This is a genomic window from Duganella zoogloeoides, assembly GCF_034479515.1.
Taxonomy (GTDB): domain Bacteria; phylum Pseudomonadota; class Gammaproteobacteria; order Burkholderiales; family Burkholderiaceae_D; genus Rugamonas; species Rugamonas zoogloeoides.
On the sequence record NZ_CP140152.1, the window covers coordinates 477606 to 500561 of the forward strand.

Annotated in this window: 21 protein-coding genes; 14 read left to right on the top strand and 7 right to left on the bottom strand. The window is 65.5% G+C overall.

Annotated features, from left to right (window positions below):
• The first annotated feature begins 6 nt into the window (after nt 1-6).
• From rodA (SR858_RS02165) to SR858_RS02180, 4 genes are read left to right on the top strand one after another with little or no spacing between them, the layout of a single operon-like run.
• Entirely contained in the window at nt 7-1119 is a 1113-nt protein-coding gene (gene rodA, locus SR858_RS02165) for a rod shape-determining protein RodA (RefSeq protein WP_019924442.1), read from the top strand.
• The gene (rodA, locus tag SR858_RS02170) at nt 1119-2273 is read left to right on the top strand and encodes a rod shape-determining protein RodA (RefSeq protein WP_019924441.1); all 1155 of its coding nucleotides are present in this window, start codon (nt 1119-1121) and stop codon (nt 2271-2273) included. Before rodA (SR858_RS02165) ends, rodA (SR858_RS02170) begins: the two co-directional genes overlap by 1 nt.
• Nucleotides 2270-4399, top strand: coding sequence for a penicillin-binding protein 2 (mrdA, locus tag SR858_RS02175; RefSeq protein WP_019924440.1), 2130 nt, complete (start codon nt 2270-2272; stop codon nt 4397-4399). Before rodA (SR858_RS02170) ends, mrdA begins: the two co-directional genes overlap by 4 nt.
• A 13-nt stretch (nt 4400-4412) precedes the next feature.
• Nucleotides 4413-5693: a septal ring lytic transglycosylase RlpA family protein gene (locus SR858_RS02180; RefSeq protein WP_019924439.1), complete on the top strand. Its 1281-nt coding sequence runs from the start codon at nt 4413-4415 to the stop codon at nt 5691-5693.
• A 111-nt stretch (nt 5694-5804) separates the two neighbouring features.
• Here SR858_RS02180 and SR858_RS02185 read toward each other — a convergent pair whose 3' ends face one another.
• The 7 genes from SR858_RS02185 to argS are packed head-to-tail and all read right to left on the bottom strand — an operon-like array spanning nt 5805 to nt 12089.
• Nucleotides 5805-6539, bottom strand: coding sequence for an SPOR domain-containing protein (locus SR858_RS02185; RefSeq protein ID WP_019924438.1), 735 nt, complete (start codon nt 6537-6539; stop codon nt 5805-5807).
• Between the two features lie 12 nt (nt 6540-6551).
• Nucleotides 6552-7319, bottom strand: coding sequence for a type III pantothenate kinase (locus SR858_RS02190; protein WP_019924437.1), 768 nt, complete (start codon nt 7317-7319; stop codon nt 6552-6554).
• A complete protein-coding gene (locus SR858_RS02195; protein WP_019924436.1) occupies nt 7310-8146 on the bottom strand; it encodes a biotin--[acetyl-CoA-carboxylase] ligase in 837 nt (278 codons plus the stop codon). The genes SR858_RS02190 and SR858_RS02195 overlap by 10 nt, the downstream gene beginning before the upstream one ends.
• On the bottom strand, nt 8143-8943 hold the full coding sequence (locus SR858_RS02200; RefSeq protein ID WP_019924435.1) for an SDR family oxidoreductase: 801 nt from the start codon (nt 8941-8943) through the stop codon (nt 8143-8145). The genes SR858_RS02195 and SR858_RS02200 overlap by 4 nt, the downstream gene beginning before the upstream one ends.
• Before the next feature lie 36 nt (nt 8944-8979).
• Entirely contained in the window at nt 8980-9651 is a 672-nt protein-coding gene (locus SR858_RS02205) for a thiol:disulfide interchange protein DsbA/DsbL (RefSeq protein WP_026637762.1), read from the bottom strand.
• Nucleotides 9652-9666: 15 nt separating this feature from the next.
• A complete protein-coding gene (locus tag SR858_RS02210) occupies nt 9667-10359 on the bottom strand; it encodes an SPOR domain-containing protein (RefSeq protein ID WP_026637761.1) in 693 nt (230 codons plus the stop codon).
• 20 nt (nt 10360-10379) lie between these two features.
• Nucleotides 10380-12089 (bottom strand): arginine--tRNA ligase, encoded by a 1710-nt coding sequence (gene argS / locus SR858_RS02215; protein ID WP_019924432.1) that lies wholly within the window; start codon nt 12087-12089, stop codon nt 10380-10382.
• Nucleotides 12090-12329: 240 nt separating this feature from the next.
• Between argS and rsmB the strand changes: the two genes are divergently transcribed.
• The 10 genes from rsmB (at nt 12330) to SR858_RS02265 (ending at nt 22954) form a co-directional block, all read left to right on the top strand.
• Nucleotides 12330-13742: a 16S rRNA (cytosine(967)-C(5))-methyltransferase RsmB gene (rsmB, locus tag SR858_RS02220; protein WP_019924431.1), complete on the top strand. Its 1413-nt coding sequence runs from the start codon at nt 12330-12332 to the stop codon at nt 13740-13742.
• Nucleotides 13735-14370: a DUF4390 domain-containing protein gene (locus SR858_RS02225; protein ID WP_019924430.1), complete on the top strand. Its 636-nt coding sequence runs from the start codon at nt 13735-13737 to the stop codon at nt 14368-14370. The genes rsmB and SR858_RS02225 overlap by 8 nt, the downstream gene beginning before the upstream one ends.
• 9 nt (nt 14371-14379) lie before the next feature.
• A complete protein-coding gene (locus tag SR858_RS02230) occupies nt 14380-16674 on the top strand; it encodes a HAMP domain-containing histidine kinase (RefSeq protein ID WP_019924429.1) in 2295 nt (764 codons plus the stop codon).
• 90 nt (nt 16675-16764) lie between these two features.
• Nucleotides 16765-17490: a response regulator gene (locus SR858_RS02235; RefSeq protein WP_019924428.1), complete on the top strand. Its 726-nt coding sequence runs from the start codon at nt 16765-16767 to the stop codon at nt 17488-17490.
• Nucleotides 17483-17890, top strand: coding sequence for a hypothetical protein (locus SR858_RS02240; RefSeq protein ID WP_019924427.1), 408 nt, complete (start codon nt 17483-17485; stop codon nt 17888-17890). Before SR858_RS02235 ends, SR858_RS02240 begins: the two co-directional genes overlap by 8 nt.
• A 116-nt stretch (nt 17891-18006) precedes the next feature.
• Nucleotides 18007-18264: a BTH_I0359 family protein gene (locus tag SR858_RS02245; RefSeq protein WP_019924426.1), complete on the top strand. Its 258-nt coding sequence runs from the start codon at nt 18007-18009 to the stop codon at nt 18262-18264.
• A 92-nt stretch (nt 18265-18356) separates the two neighbouring features.
• Nucleotides 18357-19142, top strand: coding sequence for a class II glutamine amidotransferase (locus tag SR858_RS02250; protein WP_026637758.1), 786 nt, complete (start codon nt 18357-18359; stop codon nt 19140-19142).
• An 89-nt stretch (nt 19143-19231) separates the two neighbouring features.
• The gene (locus SR858_RS02255) at nt 19232-20509 is read left to right on the top strand and encodes an EAL and HDOD domain-containing protein (protein WP_026637757.1); all 1278 of its coding nucleotides are present in this window, start codon (nt 19232-19234) and stop codon (nt 20507-20509) included.
• 160 nt (nt 20510-20669) lie between these two features.
• A complete protein-coding gene (locus tag SR858_RS02260) occupies nt 20670-21620 on the top strand; it encodes an ABC transporter ATP-binding protein (RefSeq protein ID WP_019924423.1) in 951 nt (316 codons plus the stop codon).
• An 11-nt stretch (nt 21621-21631) separates the two neighbouring features.
• The gene (locus SR858_RS02265; RefSeq protein WP_019924422.1) at nt 21632-22954 is read left to right on the top strand and encodes an ABC transporter permease; all 1323 of its coding nucleotides are present in this window, start codon (nt 21632-21634) and stop codon (nt 22952-22954) included.
• The last annotated feature ends 2 nt before the right edge of the window (nt 22955-22956 follow it).

The window sequence follows — 22956 nt, forward strand, 5'->3', positions numbered from 1 at the left end:
CCCGCAATGCGCATCCACGAAAGGCGCTCCCTGGGGCGCCGCCTTCGCCCATACTTCACGGTGTTCGATGGCCCGCTCACGCTGATCATCGTCGCCCTGCTGACGGTGAGCATGATCACGCTGTACTCGGCCAGCATCGGCATTCCCGGCAAGATGGAAGACCAGGTGCGCAACATCGTGCTGTCGTTCCTGGTGATGTGGCTGGCCGCTAATATCTCGCCGCAGACCATGATGCGCATCGCCGTGCCGGCGTACGCGGCCGGCATGATACTGCTGGTCGGCGTCGCTTTGTTCGGCATCATCAAGCTCGGTGCGCGGCGCTGGCTGCACCTCGGCATCGACATCCAGCCGTCGGAGTTCATGAAGATTGTCACGCCGATGATGCTGGCCTGGTTCTTCCAGCAGCGCGCCGGCCAGTTGCGCTGGCATTCGTACCTGCTCGCCGCCGTGCTGCTGATGGCGCCGGTGCTGTTCATCGTGCGCCAGCCCGACCTGGGTACGGCGCTGCTGGTGGTGGCCGCCGGCTTTACCGTGATCTTCCTGGCTGGCCTGGCGTGGAAGGCCATCGGCGTGCTGCTGGTGCTGTTCGGCGCCAGCCTGCCGGTGATCTGGACCCTGCTGCACGATTACCAGCGCGAACGCGTGATGACGCTGATCGACCCCACCTCCGACCCGCTGGGCAAGGGCTTCCACATCATCCAGTCCACCATCGCGGTGGGCTCGGGCGGCATGACCGGCAAGGGCTGGACCCACGGCACCCAGGCCCACCTCGAATTCGTCCCCGAGCGCACCACCGACTTCATCTTCGCCGTGTATTCCGAGGAGTTCGGCCTGATCGGCAACCTGGTGCTGCTGCTGCTGTACCTGCTGCTGGTAGGGCGCGGCCTGATGATCGCCGGGAATGCCGCCAATTTGTTCAGCCGCCTGCTGGCCGGCGCCATGACGATGATCTATTTCGCCTACGCGTTCGTCAACATGGGCATGGTCAGCGGCATCCTGCCGGTGGTGGGCGTGCCGCTGCCGTACATGAGCTACGGCGGCACCGCGCTGCTCACGCTCGGCCTGGCCGGCGGCATCCTGATGAGCATCCAGCGCCACCGCAAGCTGGTGCAGACCTGATGGCGGCCTTTAACTCGGAGCGCTCCCTGTTCCAGCGCGTGCGCCCGTACGTGGCGGTGTTCGATCTGCCGCTGGCGCTGATCATTTTGCTGCTGCTGTCGGTGGGGTTGGTGACGCTGTATTCGGCCGGCCTGGCCATTCCCGGCAAGGTCACCGACCAGCTACGTAATATCGGCGCGGCGTTCGTCGTCATGTGGCTGGCCGCGAACACGCCACCACAAACCCTGATGCGGCTGGCCGCGCCCGTGTATGCGCTGGCGGTGCTGCTGCTGGTGGCGGTGGCGCTGTTCGGCACCATCAAGGGCGGCTCGCGCCGCTGGATCACCGTCGGCGTGCAGATCCAGCCGTCGGAATTCATGAAGATCGCCATGCCGCTGATGCTGGCCTGGTACTTCCAGCTGCAGGCCGGGCGCCTGCGCTGGCATACCTACGCGGCGGCGGCGGCATTGCTGGCGGTGCCGGTGTTCCTGATCGCGCGCCAGCCCGACCTGGGCACTGCCTTGCTGGTGGTGGCCGCCGGCGGCGCCGTGATCTACCTGGCCGGCCTGGCCTGGAAGGTGCTGGCCGCGCTGGTGGTGATGGGCTGCGCCGCAATGCCGGTGCTGTGGACCATGTTGCACGACTATCAGCGCGAGCGTGTGCTCACACTCATCGATCCGTACCACGATCCGCTGGGGCAGGGCTTCCACATCATCCAGTCGATGATCGCCATCGGCTCCGGCGGCGCGGGCGGCAAGGGCTGGACCCATGGCACCCAGGCCCACCTGGAATTCATCCCCGAGCGCACCACCGATTTCATTTTTGCCGTGTTCTCCGAGGAGTTCGGCCTGGCGGGCAACCTGGTGCTGGTGACGCTGTACCTGCTGCTGATCTGGCGCGCCACGTCGATTGCGCTCAATGCGCCCACCTTTTTCACGCGCCTGCTCGCCGGCGCCATCACCATGATTTACTTTACCTATGCCTTCGTGAACATGGCCATGGTCAGCGGCATCGTGCCGGTGGTCGGCGTGCCGCTGCCGTTCATGAGCTACGGGGGCACCGCGCTGTTTACCCTCGGGATCGGCGCCGGCATCCTGATGAGCATTTCGCACTTCACTCGCACCGTGCGCCATGGCGCCGGCAGTCATGCGCCGGCCTGGGGAGTGACGGCATGATCGAAATCAAGGATACCGAGCGCGAACTGCGCGAGTTCCGCACCCGTATCGCGGTGCTGGTCGGCGTGGTATTCGTCTGCTTTTCGCTGTTGCTGGCGCGCCTGATCTGGCTGCAGGTGATCAAGCACGACGACTTCGCCGTCAAGGCGGAAGAGAACCGCATTGCCATCGTGCCGATCGCACCCAACCGGGGCTTGATCTACGACCGCAACGGCGTGGTCCTGGCCAATAACTATTCGGCCTACACGCTCGAGATCACGCCATCGAAACTCACGGCGTCGCTCGACGACACCATCGAGCAGCTATCGACGCTGGTCAATATCGAGGTCAAGGACCGGCGCCGCTTCAAGAAGCTGATGGAAGAGTCGAAACGCTTCGAGAGCGTGCCGCTGCGCACCCGCCTCTCCGACGAGGAAGTGGCGCGCTTTTCCGCGCAGCGCTTCCGTTTTCCCGGCGTGGAAGTGCAGGCGCGCCTGTTCCGCCAGTACCCGCTGGGCGAGACGGCGTCGCACGTGATCGGCTACATCGGCCGCATCAACCGTGCCGATGCCGCTGCCATCGACGAGCGCGAGGACACCGCCAACTACCGCGGCACCGACCATATCGGCAAGGAAGGGCTGGAAAAAAGCTACGAGCAGCAGCTGCATGGCCGCACCGGCTACGAAGAAGTAGAAGTGTCGGCCGGCGGCCGGGCCATCCGCACGCTGTCGCGCAAGCCCGCCACGCCCGGCGACAACCTGATCCTGTCGATCGACATTGAGCTGCAAAAAGTGGTGGAAGACGCCTTTGGCGAGCGCCGCGGCGCGCTTGTCGCCATCGAGCCGGAGACGGGCGACATCCTGGCCTACGTCTCGCGCCCGGGGTTCGACCCCAACCTGTTCGTGGACGGCATCGACACCCAGAGCTGGAACGAACTCAATACCTCGCTCGACCGGCCGATGGTGAACCGGCCGCTGTCCGGCACCTACGCCCCCGGTTCGACCTTCAAGCCGTTCATGGCGCTGGCCGCGCTGGAACTGGGCAAGCGCACCACCACCTATGCCACCTACGACCCCGGTTTCTACATGCTGGGCGGGCACCGCTTCAACGATGACGTGGTGGGCGGTCACGGTTCGGTGGCCATGCACCGATCGATCGTGGTCTCGTGTAACACGTATTATTACGAGCTCGGTCACGACATGGGCATCGACATGATCCACGATTTCATGAAACCGTTCGGCTTCGGCCAGAAGACCGGCATTGACCTGATCGGCGAGAAAACCGGCGTGCTGCCGTCGCAGGACTGGAAGCGCAAGCGCTTCAAGGGTTCGGCCGGGCGCTGGGTGGGCGGCGACACGATCTCGGTCAGCAACGGCTCGGGCTACAACGCCTATACGCCGCTGCAGATCGCCCACGCCATGGCCAACCTGGCCAACAACGGCGTGGTGATGAAGCCGCACCTGGTGAAAATCCTGGAAAATGGCGGCACACGGGCGCGCACGCTTACGGTCTCCAAGGAGAGTTACCGGATACCGCTCAAGCAGGAAAACATCGACTTCATCAAGAACGCCATGGTGGGCGTGACCACCGAAGCCGGCGGCACCGGCGTGCGCGCCTTTACCGGCGCCGAATATCGCGTGGGCGGCAAGACCGGCACCGCGCAGGTGATCACGATCCGGAAAGGCGAGAAGTACAATGCGTCCCGGCTGGCCGAACGCCTGCGCGACAACGCGCTGTTCGTCGCCTTTGCGCCGGCCGAAAAGCCGCGCATCGCACTGGCGCTGGTGGTGGAAAACGCCGGCATGGGTGGCCTCGAAGCGGCGCCGATCGCGCGCAAGGCCATCGATTATTATTTGCTGGGCAAGCGCCCGGCCGGCAAGGATACCACCAAGGTCGAGAAGGAAGACGCCGAAGAGATCCTGCCGGTGGAAGGCCAGACGCTCGAAGAGCAGGCCGCCGCCGCCCGCCTCGAAGCGCAGGGCAACCAGGCGCCGGGACTGATGCCGACGGCGCAGCCGCCAGGCACGCCGGCACCGGCTCCGGCTCAAACACCAACGCCGGCACCGGCGCCCGCGCCGGCTCCAGTGCCAGCTCCGGCGGCGCCCACGCCCGCCACGCAGCCCGCGCCAGCGGTCCGCAAGAACTGAAAAGGATGACGACATGAGGCCAGGCTTCAACACCACGCCCGCCCGCTCGTGCGGCCACCACGCGGAACATGAATGGGCCGACAACGCGCTGGGCCATGCAGCAGTCCACACGCCAAACCGGGCGTCACGCCAAACGCCACACCGCATGGTGCCAGCAACGGCAAAGGCTCCGCTGCTGGTCCCAGTGTTATTGGCCGCCTTGCTGGCCGGCTGCGCCAGCGCGCCTGACGAACGGCTTCCCCGCACCTCGCGCGTGGGCGGTCCCGTGATCAAGGCGCCGCCCACCGGCAAGGCGCAACCGGGCCTGCCGGTGCTGCCGCCGGCCAATTCCGGGCGCGGCGGTTACTACCAGGACGACGGCCCTGGCGACAATCCGCCCGAGAACCTGGCCGCCGTGCCGGACGCCGAGGTGCGTAACGATCCGCTGCTGCCGCGTTCCAACCGCCCGTACGTGGTGCTCGGTAAAACCTACACGCCGATTACCGACGACGAGCCGTTTACCCAGGTGGGAATGGGTACGTGGTACGGGAAAAAATTCCACGGCCAGCGCACGTCGTCCGGCGAACTGTATGACATGTACAAGATGACGGCCGCCCATCCCACGCTGCCGATTCCATCGTATGCGCGGGTGTCGAACATGCTCACCGGCGCCACGGTGGTGGTGCGCATCAATGACCGCGGGCCGTTCCACTCCAAGCGCGTGATCGATGTGTCGTACACGGCGGCGCTCAAGCTTGGCCTGCTCAACAAGGGCAGTCACGAATTGAAAGTGGAGCGCATCCTGCCGGCCGAGATCGACCGCATGCTGGCCACGCGCGGCGGCGTCTCGACCACCAGCGGGCCGCGACTGGCATCGCAATCGCCGCAGGCATCGCCGGACAAGCGCCTGTCGTCGTTCAGGGGCGATGACGAAAAGCCGGCGCTGGTGCTGGCGCCGCGCGCGGTACCGGCCTCCGAGATCGAAGCACTGATGCTGGGCGACGGCGCAAAGGCCGCGCCTGCAGCAGCCGCCGCGCCGGCCGCGCCGCCGGCAGTGCCGGCAACTCCAGCGACCCAGGACGAGGCGCTCGCTGGCGGCTACTACCTGCAACTGGGCGCCTACTCGCGCCCGGACGGCGCGCGTCAGTTGCAAGGCCAACTGGCCGGCGCCGCGCTGGCGGCGTTGCACGTGGTGCAGAGCGGTCCCGTGTTCCGCCTGTTCAGCGGCCCGTTCGCCAGCCGCCAGGCGGCGCAAGACGCCATCGCCAACCTGCCGTCGGCGCTCAAGCTCAAGCCACTCGTCATCCAGCGCTGACAATTCGGGGTCAGTGCCGACATTCGGACATTTTTGAACTTAATCGCGCGATATTGGTCACCGTAGCGATGAGCTCGTGTCCAAATGTCGGCACTGACCCCGAAGTGGGGGTTAGCGGCAGGTGCGAACGTCGGTGTTGGGGAAGTCGGCGCGGATCTTGTCGAGGTCGGCCTTCAGTGCCGGCGCGACGTCGCGGAACTGGAATGCCAGCAGGCGGCTGCCGCTCATGCGCGGCGTGACGCGCGCCGTGCGCACGCCCTGCTTGACCAGCATTGCCAGCTGGTTTTGCGCTGCACCCTCGGTCTTGAATACGCCGAGCGATATGCCGTAGCGCAGCGGCGAATTATCCGAAATGACGTAGTAGTTGGTCACGCCCAGGCCGCGCAGTTCGGCCGCCTTGCGGTCGGCCGCTTCCTTGCTGCCTTGCGGCGGGATGTGCACGATGTAGCTCGACACCTCGGTGCCGGGCAGGTTGCGGCGCGACTGGCGGTCGCCCAGTTGCAGCGGTGCCAGGCGCGCCTCGAAACGGCGCGCCTCGGCCAGCACGAAGCTGCCGATTTCCACGCAGGCCAGCGGCGGCGCCGGCTTGGCAGCAGGCGTGGTGCCGGCGGCAGTGGCACTAGCTGCGTCAGTGTCGGTGGCGGCATTGGCGGCAACCGCAGGAGCGCTCGCCTCGGTGCGGTGCGCGCGCTCGGACGAGACCAGTGTCAGGTCTTTGGGGTTGAGCTGGCGCTGCAGGCGCTGCGGTTCGCGCTCGTTGCCGCTGAAATGCCCGAGGTAGCCCTGGCCGTACGCGAACAGCGCGGCATTGACGGCCAACAGCGAACAAAAGATAAATTTCAGCACGGGCGTCCCTGGTTAAAACGGTTCAGTGTCGGCGACCGAGGCGTGCAGGCCGATCAGCACGACATTGTCGATCAGGCGGTAAGACACCGTCAGCAGCGGCGCGATATGCGGCGCGGCGCCGCCCGACAGGATGCACATGGCCGCGCCATGCTGGGCGAACGCGTGTTCGATGGCGCCGCTCTGGGCCACCATGCAGCCGCTCAGGATGGCATCGTCGGTGTTGTCGGCGAAGCCGTCGGGCAGTTTGGCATCGTGCGCAATGCGGGGGAGCTGCGCCGTGTTGCGCGCCAGCGCGCCGGCCATCAGTCCCAGTCCCGGCAGGATCATCCCGCCCAGGAAAAAGCCGTCGGCGGTGATGGCGTCGATGGTGGTGGCGGTGCCGCAATTGGCGACGATGATGGACTGCCCCGGCGCCAGCGCATGGCCGCCGATGGCGGCAGCAAAGCGGTCGCACCCGAGTTGGGCCGGATTGCGGTAGCCGTTGGTCACGCCTGCCAATGCCGGCACGGATGCGAACCAGGTAATCGCCTGGTCCAGGTCTAGTGCCGGAAACGCCCGCTGCAACACGTATTCGAGCTGCACCCGCAGCGCGTTGCCGGCCACGTTGGCGATCACGATGCGGCCCACGCCGTGGCGCGCCACGGCTTCGCTCCAGGCCAGCTCCAGCTGCGGCAGGTCGGCATGGGTGACGGCGCCGTGTTCGAGCCAGTCGCCCGGGGTGGCATCATTGGCGGCGAGCGCCCATTTCACGCGGGTGTTGCCGGCATCGATCAGGAGCATGGGGTGTTTCCGGTTGATTGTTCGGGAGAGAGCCGCAGCGAGACATCGCCGGACAGCACTTCGACCCGGCCGCCTGCTGTATCGAGCAGCAGGCGGCCGATGGCGTCCACACCGACGGCGCGGCCCTGTTGCAGCACCTGGCCGTCGTCCAGCAGCACCACCTCGCGGCCGTGCCAGGCGTGCAGCGCGTTCCAGCGTTCGGCAAACGGCGCAAAGCCGGTGTCGTCGAATTCGGCCAGTACCGCTGCCAGCCGGCTCAATAGCGCGGCCACCAGCGCGTTGCGGTCCATTTGCGCCAGCCACGGGGCGGCGGCCACGCTGCGGCCTATCTGCTGTTCCAGCGCATCGGGCATCAGGAGGTTGATGCCTGTGCCTATCACGGCCCAGATGGCGCCATCGGTTTTATCGACGCAGGTTTCGACCAGGATGCCGGCCAGCTTGTCGCCACCCTTCAGCAGGTCGTTGGGCCACTTGATCTGCACCGGCACGCCCAGGCCGGCAAGGGTTTCGGCCAGCGCCACGCCGACGGCCATCGGCAGGCCGGTCATGCGGTGCAGCGGACCCTGGAAGCGCCACGCCAGCGAGAACATCAATGCCGCACCGGGCGCTGACAGCCAGCTGCGACCGGCGCGGCCGCGCCCCGCGCTTTGCTGGTCGGCAATGCGCAGCAGCGGGCCGCTCAAGGTGCCCAGGTCGTTCAGGCGCGCCAGCAGGTCGGCGTTGGTGGAACCGGTCTCAAACACCGCTTCGATCGCCACGTGGCTGGCGCTGGCGGCACACAGCGCGGTGATCGCGGCTGGAGAGACGAGCGTGGCGGGATTGTTCATGAAGTTTGTTTGCGCATTTTGCGCGGTTTGTGCGGCGCCTTGCCGAAGGCGAAGTCGTACACCGGGTTGGGCAGCAGGCGCAGCACCTTGGCCACCACGCCCATCTGCCACGGAATGACGGCATAGCTGCTGCCGGCGTCGATGACACGCGCGGCGCGCGCGGCGAATCGATCGGGCGCCATCAGGAACGGCATCGGGTACGGATTGACGCGGGTCATCGGGGTATCGATATAGCCGGGGCACAGCGTGACTACCTTGATGCCATAAGGCTTAAGCTCCAGGCGCAGCGATTCGCAGTAGCTGATCACGGCGGCCTTGGACGCGCTGTACGCCTCGGCGCCGGGCAGGCCACGGATGCCGGCCACGCTGCCGATGCCCACCAGTCGCGCCGGCGCGCGCTGCGCCTTCATGGTGGCGATGAACGGCGCGAACGTGGCGGCGGTGGCGGTGAGGTTGGTGGCGACGATGTCGGCAAACACCGGCAAATCTTCGGCGTATTCGGTGAGGGTGCCCACCGAGATGCCGGCGTTGGCGATCACCACGTCGATGCCGCCGGTACAGGTGATGAAGTCTTGCGCGGCAGCGGCAATGGCCGCGTGGTCGCGCACATCGACCGCGTAGGCGCGGTGGCGTTCAGGGTGGGGCAGGGTAGCGATCAGCTGGTCGAGCGCAGCGCCGCGCCGGGCCAGCAAGCCCAGTGTGGCGCCCAGTGCCGCGTAATGCGCGGCCAGCGCGGCGCCGATACCGCTCGAGGCGCCGGTGATGAACACGCGCTGGTGGCTCCACTCAGGCTGCATGGTGGCGCTCCACGGGCGCGTCCGGGCGGGACATGCTTACTTCTTTTCCGCTTTCGCCTTGGCGACCAGCACGTCCATCACCTGGAAGCCCTGCGCGTGCAGCTGCGCTTCGGTGGTGGCGGCCTTGGTGGCTTCGTCGGACATGGCCGGCGACGTCACGTACTTGCCGTCGATGGCGAACATCGGCCACGAATCGACACCGTAGGTATCCATCAGCGACGAGGCGCGGCGCACCTGGCCCTGCACGCCGAAGCCGCGGTAGGTATCGATGAACTTCTGGCGATCGACGCCCTGCTTGGCGATGAAGTCGAACACCAGCTCGTCGCGGTTCATGCGATTGCGGTTGACGTGCATCTCGGTGAAGATCTTGGTGTTCATGGCGTCGTTCATCAGGCCCATCGATTCGAGCGTGTAGAACATTTTTTGCTGCGGTAGGTCCGTCCCGGTACGCGAGATGTGCACGCGCTTGAAGATGATGGCGCCGCCTTGCTTCTTGATCCAGGCTTGCAGCGACGGGTCGAGCGCGTAGCAGTGCGGGCAGGCGTAGTCGAAGAATTCGATCACTTCCACCTTTTTCGCGTCGGCCTGTTGTGGCGTGGGCAGGGTGCGGTATTCGACGCCGTTTTTCGGGTCGGTAGGCGAGGCCGAGGCCGACAGGACCACGGCGCTCATCAGCATGGCGCTTACTGCGTATTTCAGGACTCGCATCTTCACTCCTTGGATTTACTTTTGATTGCGTACGACAGCCACATCGATGCCGTTTTCCGACAGCTTGCTGCGCACCTTGTTCATCGCCTCGACCTGCTGGAACGGGCCGATGCGCACGCGGTGCAGCACGCCGGTATCGGTGGTGCGGTCCGACAGCGTGGCTTCGAAGCCCAGCAGCGCCAGCTTGCCGCGCGCGCTTTCGGCGTCGGCCACTTCGCGGAACGCGCCAGCTTGCAGGTAATAGATGTATTTCTCGTCGCCGGCGGCCGCTGGCGTGGCGGCCGCAGTGGTTGGCGCCTTGCCGGTCGGTACCGGCGTGACGTTGGAAGCGCGCGGCTTTTCGGCCGGCGTGCCCTGGATGCGATCGACCACGGCCTGCAACTGGTCGGCAGCCTTGGCCGGTGCCGGCTCAGGCGGCGGCGGGGTGGCCGGCGCCGGTGGTGGCGGTTCGCGGCCCAGGTCCTTGGCGGCGGCGCGCGCCGCTTCCTTGTTGCCGTACATCGGCTTGTTCGGATCGGCCGCCTGGCCTGCCGTGGTTTCGGCCGACTTGCTGTTACGCGCCTTGTCGGTAAACGGCGAGGCGCCCTTGTTGATCACCAGCGCCACGACCACCGCCACGGCCAGGCCGATGACCAGGCCGATAACGATGCCGACGAAGGTATTGCCCTGTTGGCGCGGGGTACGGAGCTGCGGAGTGCGGAAAGTCATGGTGCTGGAGATCCTGGTCATTACATTTTATTGGGAGCCGAAACGCCGATCAGCGCCAGGCCGTTGCGCAGCACCTGGCGCGTGGCGACCATCAGCGCGATACGCGCAGCCTTGAGGGCCTCGTCGTCCACCAGCACGCGCTCGGCAAAATAGAAGCTGTGCAGGTTGGCGGCCAGGTCGCGCAGGTAGAACGCGATCTGGTGCGGGCCCAGCTCCGCTTGCGCGCGCGCCAGCGTGTCCGGGTACGCGGCCAAAGTAGCCAGCAAGGTCGCCTCGGTAGGCGCGGTGAGCGGCGCCAGGTCCACGTCGGCCAGCGCGGCTTCGTCGCCGGTCCATTGTTCCAGCATGCGGCAAATGCGCGCGTGGGCGTACTGCACGTAATAGACCGGGTTCTCGTCCGAGGTTTTCAGCGCCACATCGACGTCGAACACGAATTCGGTATCGGCCTTGCGCGAGATGAGGAAGAAGCGCACGGCATCGCGGCCCTTGGTGATGTCGCCGCCGCCCGACCATTCGATCAGGTCGCGCACGGTGACGTACGAACCGGCGCGCTTGGAGATTTTGACTTCTTCGCCGCCCTTCATGACGGTGACCATTTTATGCAGCACGTAGTCGGGGAAGCCTTGCGGTATGCCCAGGCCCACGGCCTGCAGGCCGGCGCGCACGCGGGCGATGGTGCCGTGGTGGTCGGAACCTTGCACGTTGATGGCCTGGTTGTAACCGCGCTGGAACTTGACGATGTGGTACGCAACGTCGGGCACGAAATACGTGTAGGTGCCGTCGGTCTTGCGCATCACGCGGTTCTTGTCGTCGCCGTAGTCTTCGGTGCGCAGCCACAGCGCGCCTTCTTCCTCGTAGGTCTTGCCCGACTTGTTGAGCATGTCCACGGCCGCGTCGACCTTGCCGTCCTGGTACAGCGACGATTCGAGATAGTAATTGTCGAACTTGACGCCGAACGCCTGCAGGTCGATATCCTGCTCGTTGCGCAGGTACGTCACGGCAAACGCGCGGATCGATTCGATGTCATCGATATCACCCGAGGCGGTGGCAGGCGCACCGTCGGAAGCCGACACCGTCTTTTGGGCCAGGAAGTCGGCCGCGATGTCGGCGATATAGTCGCCGTTGTAGGCCGATTCGGGCCAGGCGGCGTCGCCGGGCTTGTGGCCGCGCAGGCGCGCCTGCACCGAGTTGGCCAGGGTTTGAATCTGCACGCCGGCGTCGTTGTAATAGAACTCGCGCGTGACGTCGTAGCCCTGGCTGCCGAACAGCGACGACAGCGCATCGCCCAGCGCGGCCTGGCGGCCGTGGCCCACGTGCAGCGGACCGGTGGGGTTGGCGGAGACGAATTCGATGATCACTTTCTGGCCGGTGCCGGTGGCGCTGCGACCGTAAGCTTCACCTTGGGCCAGCACGGCCTTGACCACGGCCTGCTTGGCCGCTGCGGTCACGCGCAGGTTGATGAAGCCGGGGCCGGCGATATCCACGGACTCCACCAGGCCGGCGGCGGCAGGATCGGCGCGCAGCGCATCGACCAGGCGCGTGGCCAGTTCGCGCGGGTTCATCTTGAGCTGCTTGGCCAGTTGCATGGCGATGTTGCAGGCGACGTCGCCGTGCGACGGATCGCGCGGGCGCTCGAGCACGACGTTGGCGGAGACTTCGGTGCCAGCGAGGATCGGAGCGAGGGCGGCCTGGAACAGGGCGGTGATATCTTGTTTTTGTTGGGCGAGCATGAGCAGGGTGGCGGCGGGGCCGCGCTAAATAATCATCAAAATGCGAAGTGTTACGCTTCGGGCAGGCGCGGAAGCACGAGCCAAACTGCAAATATTATACTGGTTTGCCCGACCCCGGTCACCGCGCGTCGGTATCTGAAACGAGATTTACATCTGCGGCCCGCGCAACTCATCGCCATATGAAAGGTGCTGCTGTATACTGCGCGATCACGGCTGCCGGCCGCCATCTGGAATTAGCATATGAACAAGCAGCGACCGACACTCTCCCTGAAGTCCCCCGCCAAGCCCGCCGCGCCCAAGCTGCGCGCCAGCCACGCGCGCGACCTCAAGCCGGCGCTGCAAACAGGTTTTCATACCGGCCTCAAACCCGATTCCCTCGCATTTTCCCTGATCGGCGCGGCGCAAGCCGTGGCGCTGGTGCGCACCGGCACCAATCTGCCGCAGGCGCTGGTGCAGGTGTGGGCCCGCCTTGGTGGCGACGCCACGCCGCAGGCGCGCGGCGCCATGCAGGACATCAGCTACCGCTGCATGCGCCAGTTGGGCCAGAGCGAAACCCTGGTAGGCCTGATGGCGCCCAAGGCGCCCGAGCCGCTGGTGGCGGCCCTGCTGGCCTGCGCGCTGGCGCTGATCAACGCCCCGGACGAGACCGCGCCGTACGAAGAATTCACCGTGGTCGATCAGACCGTGACCGCCGCCGAAGCGCACCCGGACACCGCCCGTGCCAAGGGCATGGTCAACGCCGTGCTGCGCCGCTTCCTGCGCGAGCGCCAGAACCTGCTCGATACCGCCTCGCTGCAGCCGCTGGCGCGCTGGAACTACCCGCAATGGTGGATCGACGCCGTGCGCGCGGCCTGGCCGCAGGACTGGCAGGGCGTGCTCACCACCGGCAACACCGCGCCGCCGCTGACCTTGCGCGTCAACGTGCGCAAAAGCTCGGTGGAAGACTACCTGGCCGTGCTGGAGCAGGCCGGCATGGCCGCCACCCGCATCGGCCCGTCGGCCGTGCGCCTGGTCAAACCGGTGGCCGTCAGCCTGATCCCCGGCTTTCACGACGGCGTGGTGTCGGTGCAGGACGCCGGCGCCCAGCTGGCCGCGCCGCTGCTCGATGTGGCCGACGGCATGCGCGTGCTCGACGCCTGCGCCGCCCCGGGCGGCAAGACCTGCCACATCCTGGAACTGGCCAACGTGCGCGTGACCGCGCTCGACGCCGATGCCAAGCGCCTGGCGCGGGTGGGCGAAAACCTCGAACGGCTGCAACTGGACGCCGAACTCAAGGCCGCCCCGGCCGAGACCTCGGACTGGTGGGACGGCCAGCTGTTCGACCGCATCCTGGCCGACGTGCCGTGCACGGCGTCGGGCATCGTGCGCCGCCACCCCGATATCCGCTGGTTGCGCCGCAAGGGCGACACGCTCCAACTTGCAACACTTTCGGCCAAAATCCTCGACAACCTTTGGCAGATGCTTGCCCCCGGTGGTAAATTGCTGTTCGTGACATGTTCCTTGTGGCCCCAGGAATCCGAGGCGCAGGCGGCCGCGTTTGCCGTGCGCCACGGTGCCGCGCGCCTCGACGCGCCGGGCCAATTGCTTCCCGCCGGTGGCGACGGGCAGGATCACGATGGTTTGTTCTACGCGCTGTTCCAGAAAAATGCGTAACCGTTTTGCCCGCGATTTTGCCCAAGCTTTAGCCACCCCGCACCTGTTGAGCACCGTGACCCTTCGATTTCTGCGCCTGTTGATCGGCCCCTTGCTGCTATTGATTGCCTGCGCCATGCCGCAGGCGGCACGCGCTGCGGACGGCGTCGAGATCAAGCGCGCCTTTGTCGAAGCGACCGAAGAGGGCTACCGCCTGTCGGCCACATACGGCTTCGACCTCAATCACGGCCTCGAAGACGCGCTGCAATACGGCGTGCCGCTGTACTTCACCACCACCATCGAATTCTCGCGCCCGCGCTGGTACTGGTTCGACGAAAAAGCCATCGTCGCGCGCCAGACCGCCAAGATCTGGTTCAACGTGCTCACCCGCCAGTACACGGTGGGCATTACCGGCAGCGTGGCGCAAAGCTATTCGTCGCTCGACGATGCGCTGTTCCAGGTACGCCGCCCCAACCGCTGGATCGTGGCGCCGCGCGGCGCGCTCAAGGTGGGCGAGACCTACACTGTCAAGCTGTCGATGGGGCTCGACCCCAACTACCTGCCCAAGCCGATCCAGATCAACGCCCTCAACAACAATGAATGGCGCCTGGCGTCGGACAAGAAATCCTTCCTCTACAGGGCCGAATAAGTGACCAGGATGCTGCGGTATTTTGCCGTCATCGGCGGCGCCTTCGTCAGTATCCTGCTGTTCCTGCTGGCGTCGGCCTCCGACAATTCCGGCTTTTTCGACCGCTACTATGCCTGGCTGCTGGGGCTGAACGCGGCGGTGGCCGGTGCGCTGCTGCTGCTCGTCGCCATCTCGCTGTACCGCCTGTATGCGCGCTACAAGGATGGCAAGTTCGGCTCCAGGCTGATGACCCGGCTGGTGCTGCTGTTTGCCGCCATCGGCGTGTTGCCGGGTCTGGTGATCTTCCTGGTGTCGGTGCAGTTCGTCTCGCATTCGATCGATTCCTGGTTCAATGTGCCGGTGGAAGAAGCGCTCGAGGCCGGTATCGACCTCAGCCGCGCCGGGCTCGACGCCGCGCTTGGCGAGCTGACCGTGACCGCCTCCCGCGCCACCGAACGGCTGGCGCAGGAACCGACCGGCACCGAGCGCCAGATGCTTGCCGAACTGGTCAAGAACCATCCCGGCATGCAGAACGCCATCATCGTCGATGCCGAAGGCGGACTGGTGGTGAGCGCCCGCGCCAGCAGCGGCGGCAACCTCAGCGCCGACCTGCCCACCAGGGAGATGATGGCCCGCGCCAAGAGCGAGGTGGCCTACGGTGCACCCGAGGGCGGCAACGAACTGCGCAGCAACCTGGTCGACGTTCCCACCGCGCCCGTCAACCAGCCGGACAGCGCCAGCCAGCTGCGCCTGCGCGTGGTGATGGCCATTCCCGAGGTGGTGCGGCCCAACGGCTTCCGCCTGGCGCCGCGCTACCTGCAACTGATCCAGCTGGCGCCCGCCAAGCTCGCTGCCAACGGCGAGACCATCCGCAGCGCCTATTCCAACTACAAGGAACGCTTTGTCGCGCGCGTGGGTCTGCGCAAGATGTACATCGTCACCCTGACGTTGACCCTGCTGCTGGCCGTGTTCGGCGCGATTGCCAGCGCCTTCCTGATCGCCCGCGACCTGGCCCAGCCGCTGCTGCTGCTGGCCGAGGGCACGCGCGCGGTGGCCGAGGGCGACCTGTCGCCACGCCCGATCGTGGCCACGTCCGACGAGCTGGGCACGCTGACGCAATCGTTCAATACCATGACGCGGCAACTGTCGGACGCCCGCAGCGCGGTCGAGCGCAACCGCACGGCGCTGCAAAACGCCAAAGCCCACCTGGAATCGGTGCTGGCCAATATGTCGGCTGGGGTGATGGTGCTCGATGCCGAATTCCACCTGATCAGCTTTAACGATTCGGTCGAGCGCATCCTGCAATTGCCGGGCATGACCATGATCGGCCGCAAGCTCGACGAGGTAGATGGCATGCAGGAATTCGGCGCCGCCATCGTGGCCGGCTTTGCCGCCCAGAGCGCGCAGTCGGCCGCCGGGCGCACCGCCCAGCGCACCCACTGGCAGCGCCAGATCGAGGTGCCGCGCCGCTCGGCCAGCCTGGACGACCACGACCTGACCCTGCTCACGCGCGGTTCGCGCCTGCCGATCGAAGGCGGCAGCGGCTACCTGGTGGTGTTTGACGATATTTCCGACGTGATTTCGGCGCAGCGCTCGATTGCCTGGGGCGAGGTGGCACGCCGGCTGGCCCACGAAATCAAGAATCCGCTGACGCCGATCCAGCTGTCGGCCGAGCGCCTGCAAATGAAACTGGAAAGCAAGCTGGTCTCGCCTGATACCGAACTGCTGGCCAAGAGCACGACCACCATCGTCAACCAGGTGGCGGCCATGAAGCGCATGGTGGACGACTTCCGCGACTATGCGCGCACGCCGCCGGCGGTGCTCCATCCGCTCGACCTGAACGCGCTGGTGGGCGAAATCCTCGACCTGTACCTGAGCGGCGAGAGCAGTGACATCATCCACCCGCAACTGGCGCAAAACTTGCCGCCAGTCATGGGCGATGCGACCCAGTTGCGCCAGGTCATACACAACCTGCTGCAAAACGCCCAGGATGCCATGGCCGAGCTGCCGGCGGACGCCCCGGCGCCGCGGATTGACGTGGTCACCGAAGCGATTCATTATCGGGGCGCGGACGGTGGCGAACGGATGGCGGTGCGGCTGTCGATCAGCGACAATGGTCCCGGTTTCGCGCCCAAGATCCTGGCGCGCGCATTTGAACCATATGTCACTTCCAAGGCGCGCGGAACCGGCCTGGGCCTGGCGATGGTGAAGAAGATTATCGACGAACACGGCGGCAGGATCGATATCCAGAACCACACTGAAAGAAGTGGCGCGTCCATATTGATTTTGCTGTTAAAGTTAGCGCCGACAATGCAAAATGTTTAATCGAAGTAAGCTACGCATTTGGCAACTCAGTAAGCAAATAAATAAGCAAAACGACGCCGCACGACGGCGACATGTAGAAGGCGAGGGAAGATGGCAAACATACTGGTAGTGGACGATGAGATGGGCATCCGCGAGTTGCTCTCGGAAATCCTCAGCGATGAAGGACACGCAATTCAACTGGCGGAAAATGCCCAGCAGGCGCGCGAGGCGCGTGCCGCCGGCGCACCCGACCTGGTGTTGCTCGATATCTGGATGCCCGATACCGACGGCGTGACCCTGCTCAAGGAATGGCAGCGCGACGGCTTGCTGACGATGCCGGTGATCATGATGTCGGGCCATGCGACCATCGATACGGCGGTCGAGGCCACCCGCATCGGCGCACTGAACTTCCTCGAGAAGCCGATCGCGCTGCAAAAACTGCTCAAGGCGGTGCAGGCGGGTCTCACGCGCGCCCAGGAAACCGTGCGCACGCCGCCGGTGGCGCCGCGCCCTGTACTGGCGGCCCAGCCCGAGGAAGCGCCTGGCGCGGCCTTCAACGCCCCGAACCCGGCAGCGGCGATTGCCGTGCGCGGCGGCGCCACCGTGGCTGGCGCCGACAACCACTCGTTCAGCCTGTCGTTCGACCTGCCGCTGCGCGAGGCGCGCGACGCGTTCGAACGCATGTACTTCGAGCACCACCTGGGACGCGAAGGCGGCAGCATGACGCGCGTGGCCGAGAAAACCGGCCTTGAGCGTACCCACCTGTACCGCAAGCTCAAGCAACTGGGCGTGGAGCCGGGCAAACTGGCAAAAAAGGCCGCCTCGGCCCGTGACTGACGTCAACGCCACGGTGGCCGCCGGCCCCCGGGGGCCGGTGCCCACGTGGCTGGTCACGGGCCCCCGCGCCGGCGCGCGCGAGACCGCCATTGCCGCGCTGCTGCAGCCGGGCGTGCCCAGCGCCATCATCCTCGAAGGCCTGTCCGATGGCGGCTCGGCCCTGGTGTTTGAAGATTCCCCTCCAAAATATGCCGCGAATGTTATCCGGATCGCACCCGGCTGTTTGCATTGCAGCGGTAATCTCGTTTTACGGGTAACATTGAACCGTGTGCTGCGCCGTCCCCCCGCTCAGCTCTACATCAGCCTGGCCTCGGCCGAGCACCTGGCACTGCTGCGCGAGTGGCTGTCCGGGCCGCCGTACGATGCACTGCTGGCATTGCAACCCGATATCGCGGCCTGAACCCAGCCGGCAGATCGGCTCTTTGATCTACAGCAAGCCCTTGAATCGAACGCTTTCAGCCCCATTTCTGAAGCTGAAAGTGAAACCAAGCAGGCCCCCTGGAGAAAGGAAGCAATATGAATCTCATCTATAACAGCGAGCAGTACAGCGTTGTCGAGTTTGGCGCCGACCGTACTCTGGACGCCTTGCGCTTTGGCGGCTACGAAATCGTCGACAAAGGCGGCAAGCGCGAGATCTTCATCAATGGCGTCCTGGCGCAAAACTTCCGTCGCGATGTCAACGAACTGATCGCCAACGAGCCCACCATGGCTGAAATCGATGAATTTTTGGGCAGTTACGATGAGCTCATGAGTCAACCGGTGCTGTTGCATTAAGGTATAAATACTGCGCAGATACTCTTTGTGGCTGCGCATCGGGGGCCGATTCGGTTACGATGCGCACGCCAGCTTCACTTTAAGAGATCATCATGTGCCAACTTCTGGGCATGAACTGCAATGTGCCAACCGACATTGTGTTCAGCTTTACCGGCTTCGCCATGCGCGGCGGCCGCACCGACCACCACCACGACGGCTGGGGTATCGCCTTCTTCGAGGGCGCCGGCGTGCGCCACTTCGTCGATCACCAGGCCGCGATCGCTTCGCCGATTGCCGAGCTGATCAAGAACTACCCGATCAAGTCCACCAACGTCATCGCCCACATCCGCAAGGCCACGCAAGGCCAGGTCGCACTGGAAAATTGCCACCCGTTCGTGCGCGAGCTGTGGGGGCAATACTGGGTATTCGCCCATAACGGCGACCTCAAGGAATTCAAACCGCTGCTTAACGGTGCTTTCCGCCCGGTCGGCACCACCGACAGCGAGCGGGCTTTTTGCTATATTTTGCAGCAGCTGCGCGCGCGCTTCGGCGAGCAGCGGCCCACGCGCGACGATTTGCACGCGGCGCTGCAGCCGCTGGTGGCCGAGATCGCCACTCACGGCACCTTCAACATGCTGCTGTCGTCGGGCGGCGAGCTGTTTGCCCATTGCTCCACCCGCCTGTTTTACCTGGTGCGCCAGCACCCGTTCGACACCGCCATGCTGTCGGACGAGGATGTCACCGTCGATTTCGCCCAGGTCACCACGCCGGACGACCGCGTGGCCGTGATCGTCACCGAACCGTTGACCACCAACGAGCGCTGGATTGCCTTCGCCCCGGGCGAGCTGAAGCTGTTTATTGATGGCGCCCCGCAACAAACCATGCAAAGCGGCGATTAAAGCGGCGAAACGCAATCAGCGATCGCCACATGGGCAGGCATTGCTGTCAAAATGGTAGGCGACCTGCCCAATATCTTTGACTGATGCACATGATCGATCTTTCCGCCAACGACGACGGCGCCCGCAAGCTGCGCGTGCGCGAATTTTACCTGGGCCGCCAGCCCATCCTGGACCGCAACCAGGCGCTGTTCGGCTACGAGTTGCTGTTTCGTAACGAGCCGGTGGGGCCGGCGCTGGTCACCGACGAGCTGTCCGCCACGGCGGCCGTGATCGCCCACGCTTCGCAACTGGGCATGGAGCGCACCATCGGCGAGGCCCGCGGCTTCGTCAATGTCGATGCCGACGTGTTGCTGACCGATATCTTCGCTTTCCTGCCGCCCCAGCGCGTGGTGCTGGAGATCGCCGACACCATGGTGGCCACGCCGGAGTTGCTTGAGCGCATGCACGAATTGGCCAGCCACGGTTTCCAGTTCGCCCTGCATGGCAGCCACGAGGCTGGGCAAACCGCCGCCCTGTTGCCGTTGGTGCAATACGTCAAGATGGACGTGCACCACACGCCGCTGTCCATTCTGATGCAGCTGGCGCCGCAGTTCCACCAGCAGCGCAAGAAGCTGGTGGCGGAAAAGGTCGAGACGCGCGAGGAATTCAAGAACGCGCTCGACCTCGGCTTCGACTATTTCCAGGGCTATTATTTCTCCAAGCCCGTGATCATGAGCGGCAAGAAGCTGTCGCCGTCGCAGCTGGCCGTGATGGAACTGATGACCCTGGTCACGTCCGACGCCGACAACCCTGAAATCGAGCGCGCCATTAAGCGCGACGTTTCGCTGGCGCTGAACCTGCTGCGACTGGTCAACACGCCTGCCGTGGGCGCGCGCCAGCGCATCGATTCGCTGGGCCAGGCCCTGACCCTGCTGGGCCGGCGCCAATTGCAGCGCTGGCTGCAAATCATGCTGTATGCGGAACCGAGCAAGCGTGGCCACAGCATGACGCCGCTGCTGATGCTGGCCACCACGCGCGGCCGCCTGCTCGAACTGCTGGCCAGCCGGCTGCGCCCGCGCGAACCGCACGCGGCCGATGTGGCCTTCACGGTCGGCATCATGTCGCTGATGGACACGCTGTTCGGCATGCCGATGTATGAAATCCTCGGCCAGATCCCCGTGATCGACGAAGTCGCGGCCGCCTTGCTCGACCGTGCCGGTTTCTATGGCGAGCTGCTGACCCTGGCGGAGTCGCTGGAACGGATCGAGGAACTCGACCACCAGGTATTGCCCGCGCTGCGCGAACTGGCGATGAGCCCGGAAGAGCTGGTCGAGCTGGAGCTGGCCGCATTCGAATGGAGTGACAACGTCGTCCGCTACGCTTTGTGATGGGGCGCTCGCAAACCTGCTGCGCGGCTTGCGCCGGTTTTCGAGGCACCCCGAGACGACTGTTGTATGTTGGGGAAAAACCTGAGATTGCTGATTTGTAACTTGCTGCATAGATAGCAAAACGCTATGCTCGTTTGCTATCAAAACGGCAAGGATAATCATGGTTGCAGGATTACCGGTATTACTGCAGGTGGACGGCATCAGCAAATCGTATGGCGAGCGGCGCGCGGTCGATGGCGTGTCGTTCCAGGTGCGGCAGGGCCAGACCGTTGGCCTGATCGGCCCCAACGGCGCCGGCAAATCGACAACGGTCGGCATGATCTGCGGCCTGCTGCTTCCCGACACCGGCACCATCACGCTGGACGGCGCGCCGGTCGGTCAGGGCGCCAGTCCCGCCAAGGCCAATATCGGCTACGTGCCGCAAGACCTGGCGCTGTACGAAGACCTGCCCGCCATCGACAACCTCAAACTGTTTGGCGCCCTGTATGGCTTGAAAGGCGCGCACCTCAAGCAGCGTTGCGACGCGGTGCTGGCGCTGGTCAACCTGGCCGACCGCGCGCGCGACAAGCCCTCGACCTTCTCCGGCGGCATGAAGCGCCGCCTCAATATCGCCGCCGCGCTGCTGCACGACCCGCAATTATTGATCCTTGACGAGCCGACCGTGGGCGTCGATCCGCAAAGCCGCAACGCCATCTTCGACACCTTGGAGACCCTGCAGGCGCAAGGCCGTGCGCTGATCTACACCAGCCATTACATGGAAGAGGTGGAGCGGTTGGCCGACCATATCGTCATCATCGACCACGGCCGCGTGCTGGCCGACGAGACCCCGGCCGCGCTGTACCAGCGCCTGCCCGCGCAGGCGGCGCTGCACGCGGAACTGGCGGTGCCGCCCACGGCCGCGCTGCTGAGTGCCTTGCGCGCGCAACCGGGTGTGACCGCCATCCGCACCGAGGGGGCTGCGCTCGATATCGATCTCGCTGCCAGCGTGCACGCGGCGCCGGTGCTGGCCTGGCTGGCCGCGCAAGACATCCCGGTACTGCATTTCGCCACCGCCCGCACGTCGCTGGAAAACATCTTCCTCAACCTTACCGGCCGCAGCCTGCGCGACTGACGGGAACCACCATGACAGCCATCACTCCCTTCCTCGCACTGGTCCGCAAGGACCTGATCCTGTACGTGAACGACAAGCGCGCGCTGATGCTGCACTTGCTGATGCCGGTGCTGCTGGCGGCGATTTTCGGTTCGCTGTTCGGCGGCGCGTCGAAATCGAATACCGGCAAGATCGACATCGGCCTGGTGGTGCTCGACCAGTCGGCCAGCGGCCGCAAGATCGCCGCCGGCCTGAAAGCCGAAAGCACATTGCGGGTCACCGAGCTGACCGAAGCGCAAGCGCAGGAAAAGGTGCGCGCCGGTAAACTCGCGGTCGCGGTGGTGATCCCCGCCGGCTTCGGCGACGCCGCCGACAGCGCGCTGTTTGCCGGCCCCAAGGGCAAAAAGCCCGAGCTGCCGCTGTACTACGACCCATCGCAATCGACGGTGCTGGCGATGGTCAAGGGCCTGCTCACGCAGCAGGTGATGCAGACCACCAGTTCGGCCGTGATGGGCAGCGCCGGTGCCGCCACCACCGCCAGACAGCTGGCCGAAGTGCGCGCGGCGGCCCGCACCGATCCCGCCGCCGCGCAGCTGGGCGACTTCCTCGACAGCCTGAAAAAATTCCAGGACCAGCGCGCGGTGGCGGACGCGGAAAAGGCGCGCACCGGCGCCAAAGCCGATTCGGCATCCGAGGCGGGCGGCATGTCGATGCCATTCGCTACCCGCGACGAGGCCCTGTCCAGCGGCCCCAAATACAACGGCTACGCTCATTCGTTCGGCGGCATGGGCGTGCAGTTCATCCTGTTCATGGGCATCGAGATGGGCATCGCCATGCTGGCCGCGCGCCGGCTCGGCATCTGGAACCGGCTGCTGGCAGCGCCGATCTCGCTGGCCACCGTGGTGGCGGGGCGCGCGGTGTCGGCGACCGTGATCGCGGTCGGCCTGTTGTGCGCGATCTTCCTGTGTGCGGCGCTGATTTTCGGCGTGCAGGTGGGCAGCCTGGCGGGCTTCCTCGGTGTGGCCGTGGGCTTCGCGCTGGTCACCGCATCGTTCGGCCTGTTGATCGCGGCCTTCGGCAAGACGCCGGAAGCGGCGCGCGGCATCGCCGTGTTTGCGACCCTGATCATGGTGGTGCTGGGCGGCGCGTGGGTGCCGTCGTTCATCTTCCCGCAGTGGATGCAGACGGCCACGCTGGTCATGCCCACGCGCTGGGCCATCGATGGTTTCGACGCCGTCACGTGGCGCGGCCTGGGACTGGCCGGCGCGGCGCCGTCGATCGCGGTGCTGCTGGGTTTTGCGGTACTGTTCGGCGGACTGGCGGTGGCAAAATTTACCCGCGACGGGCGCGGGTAAGT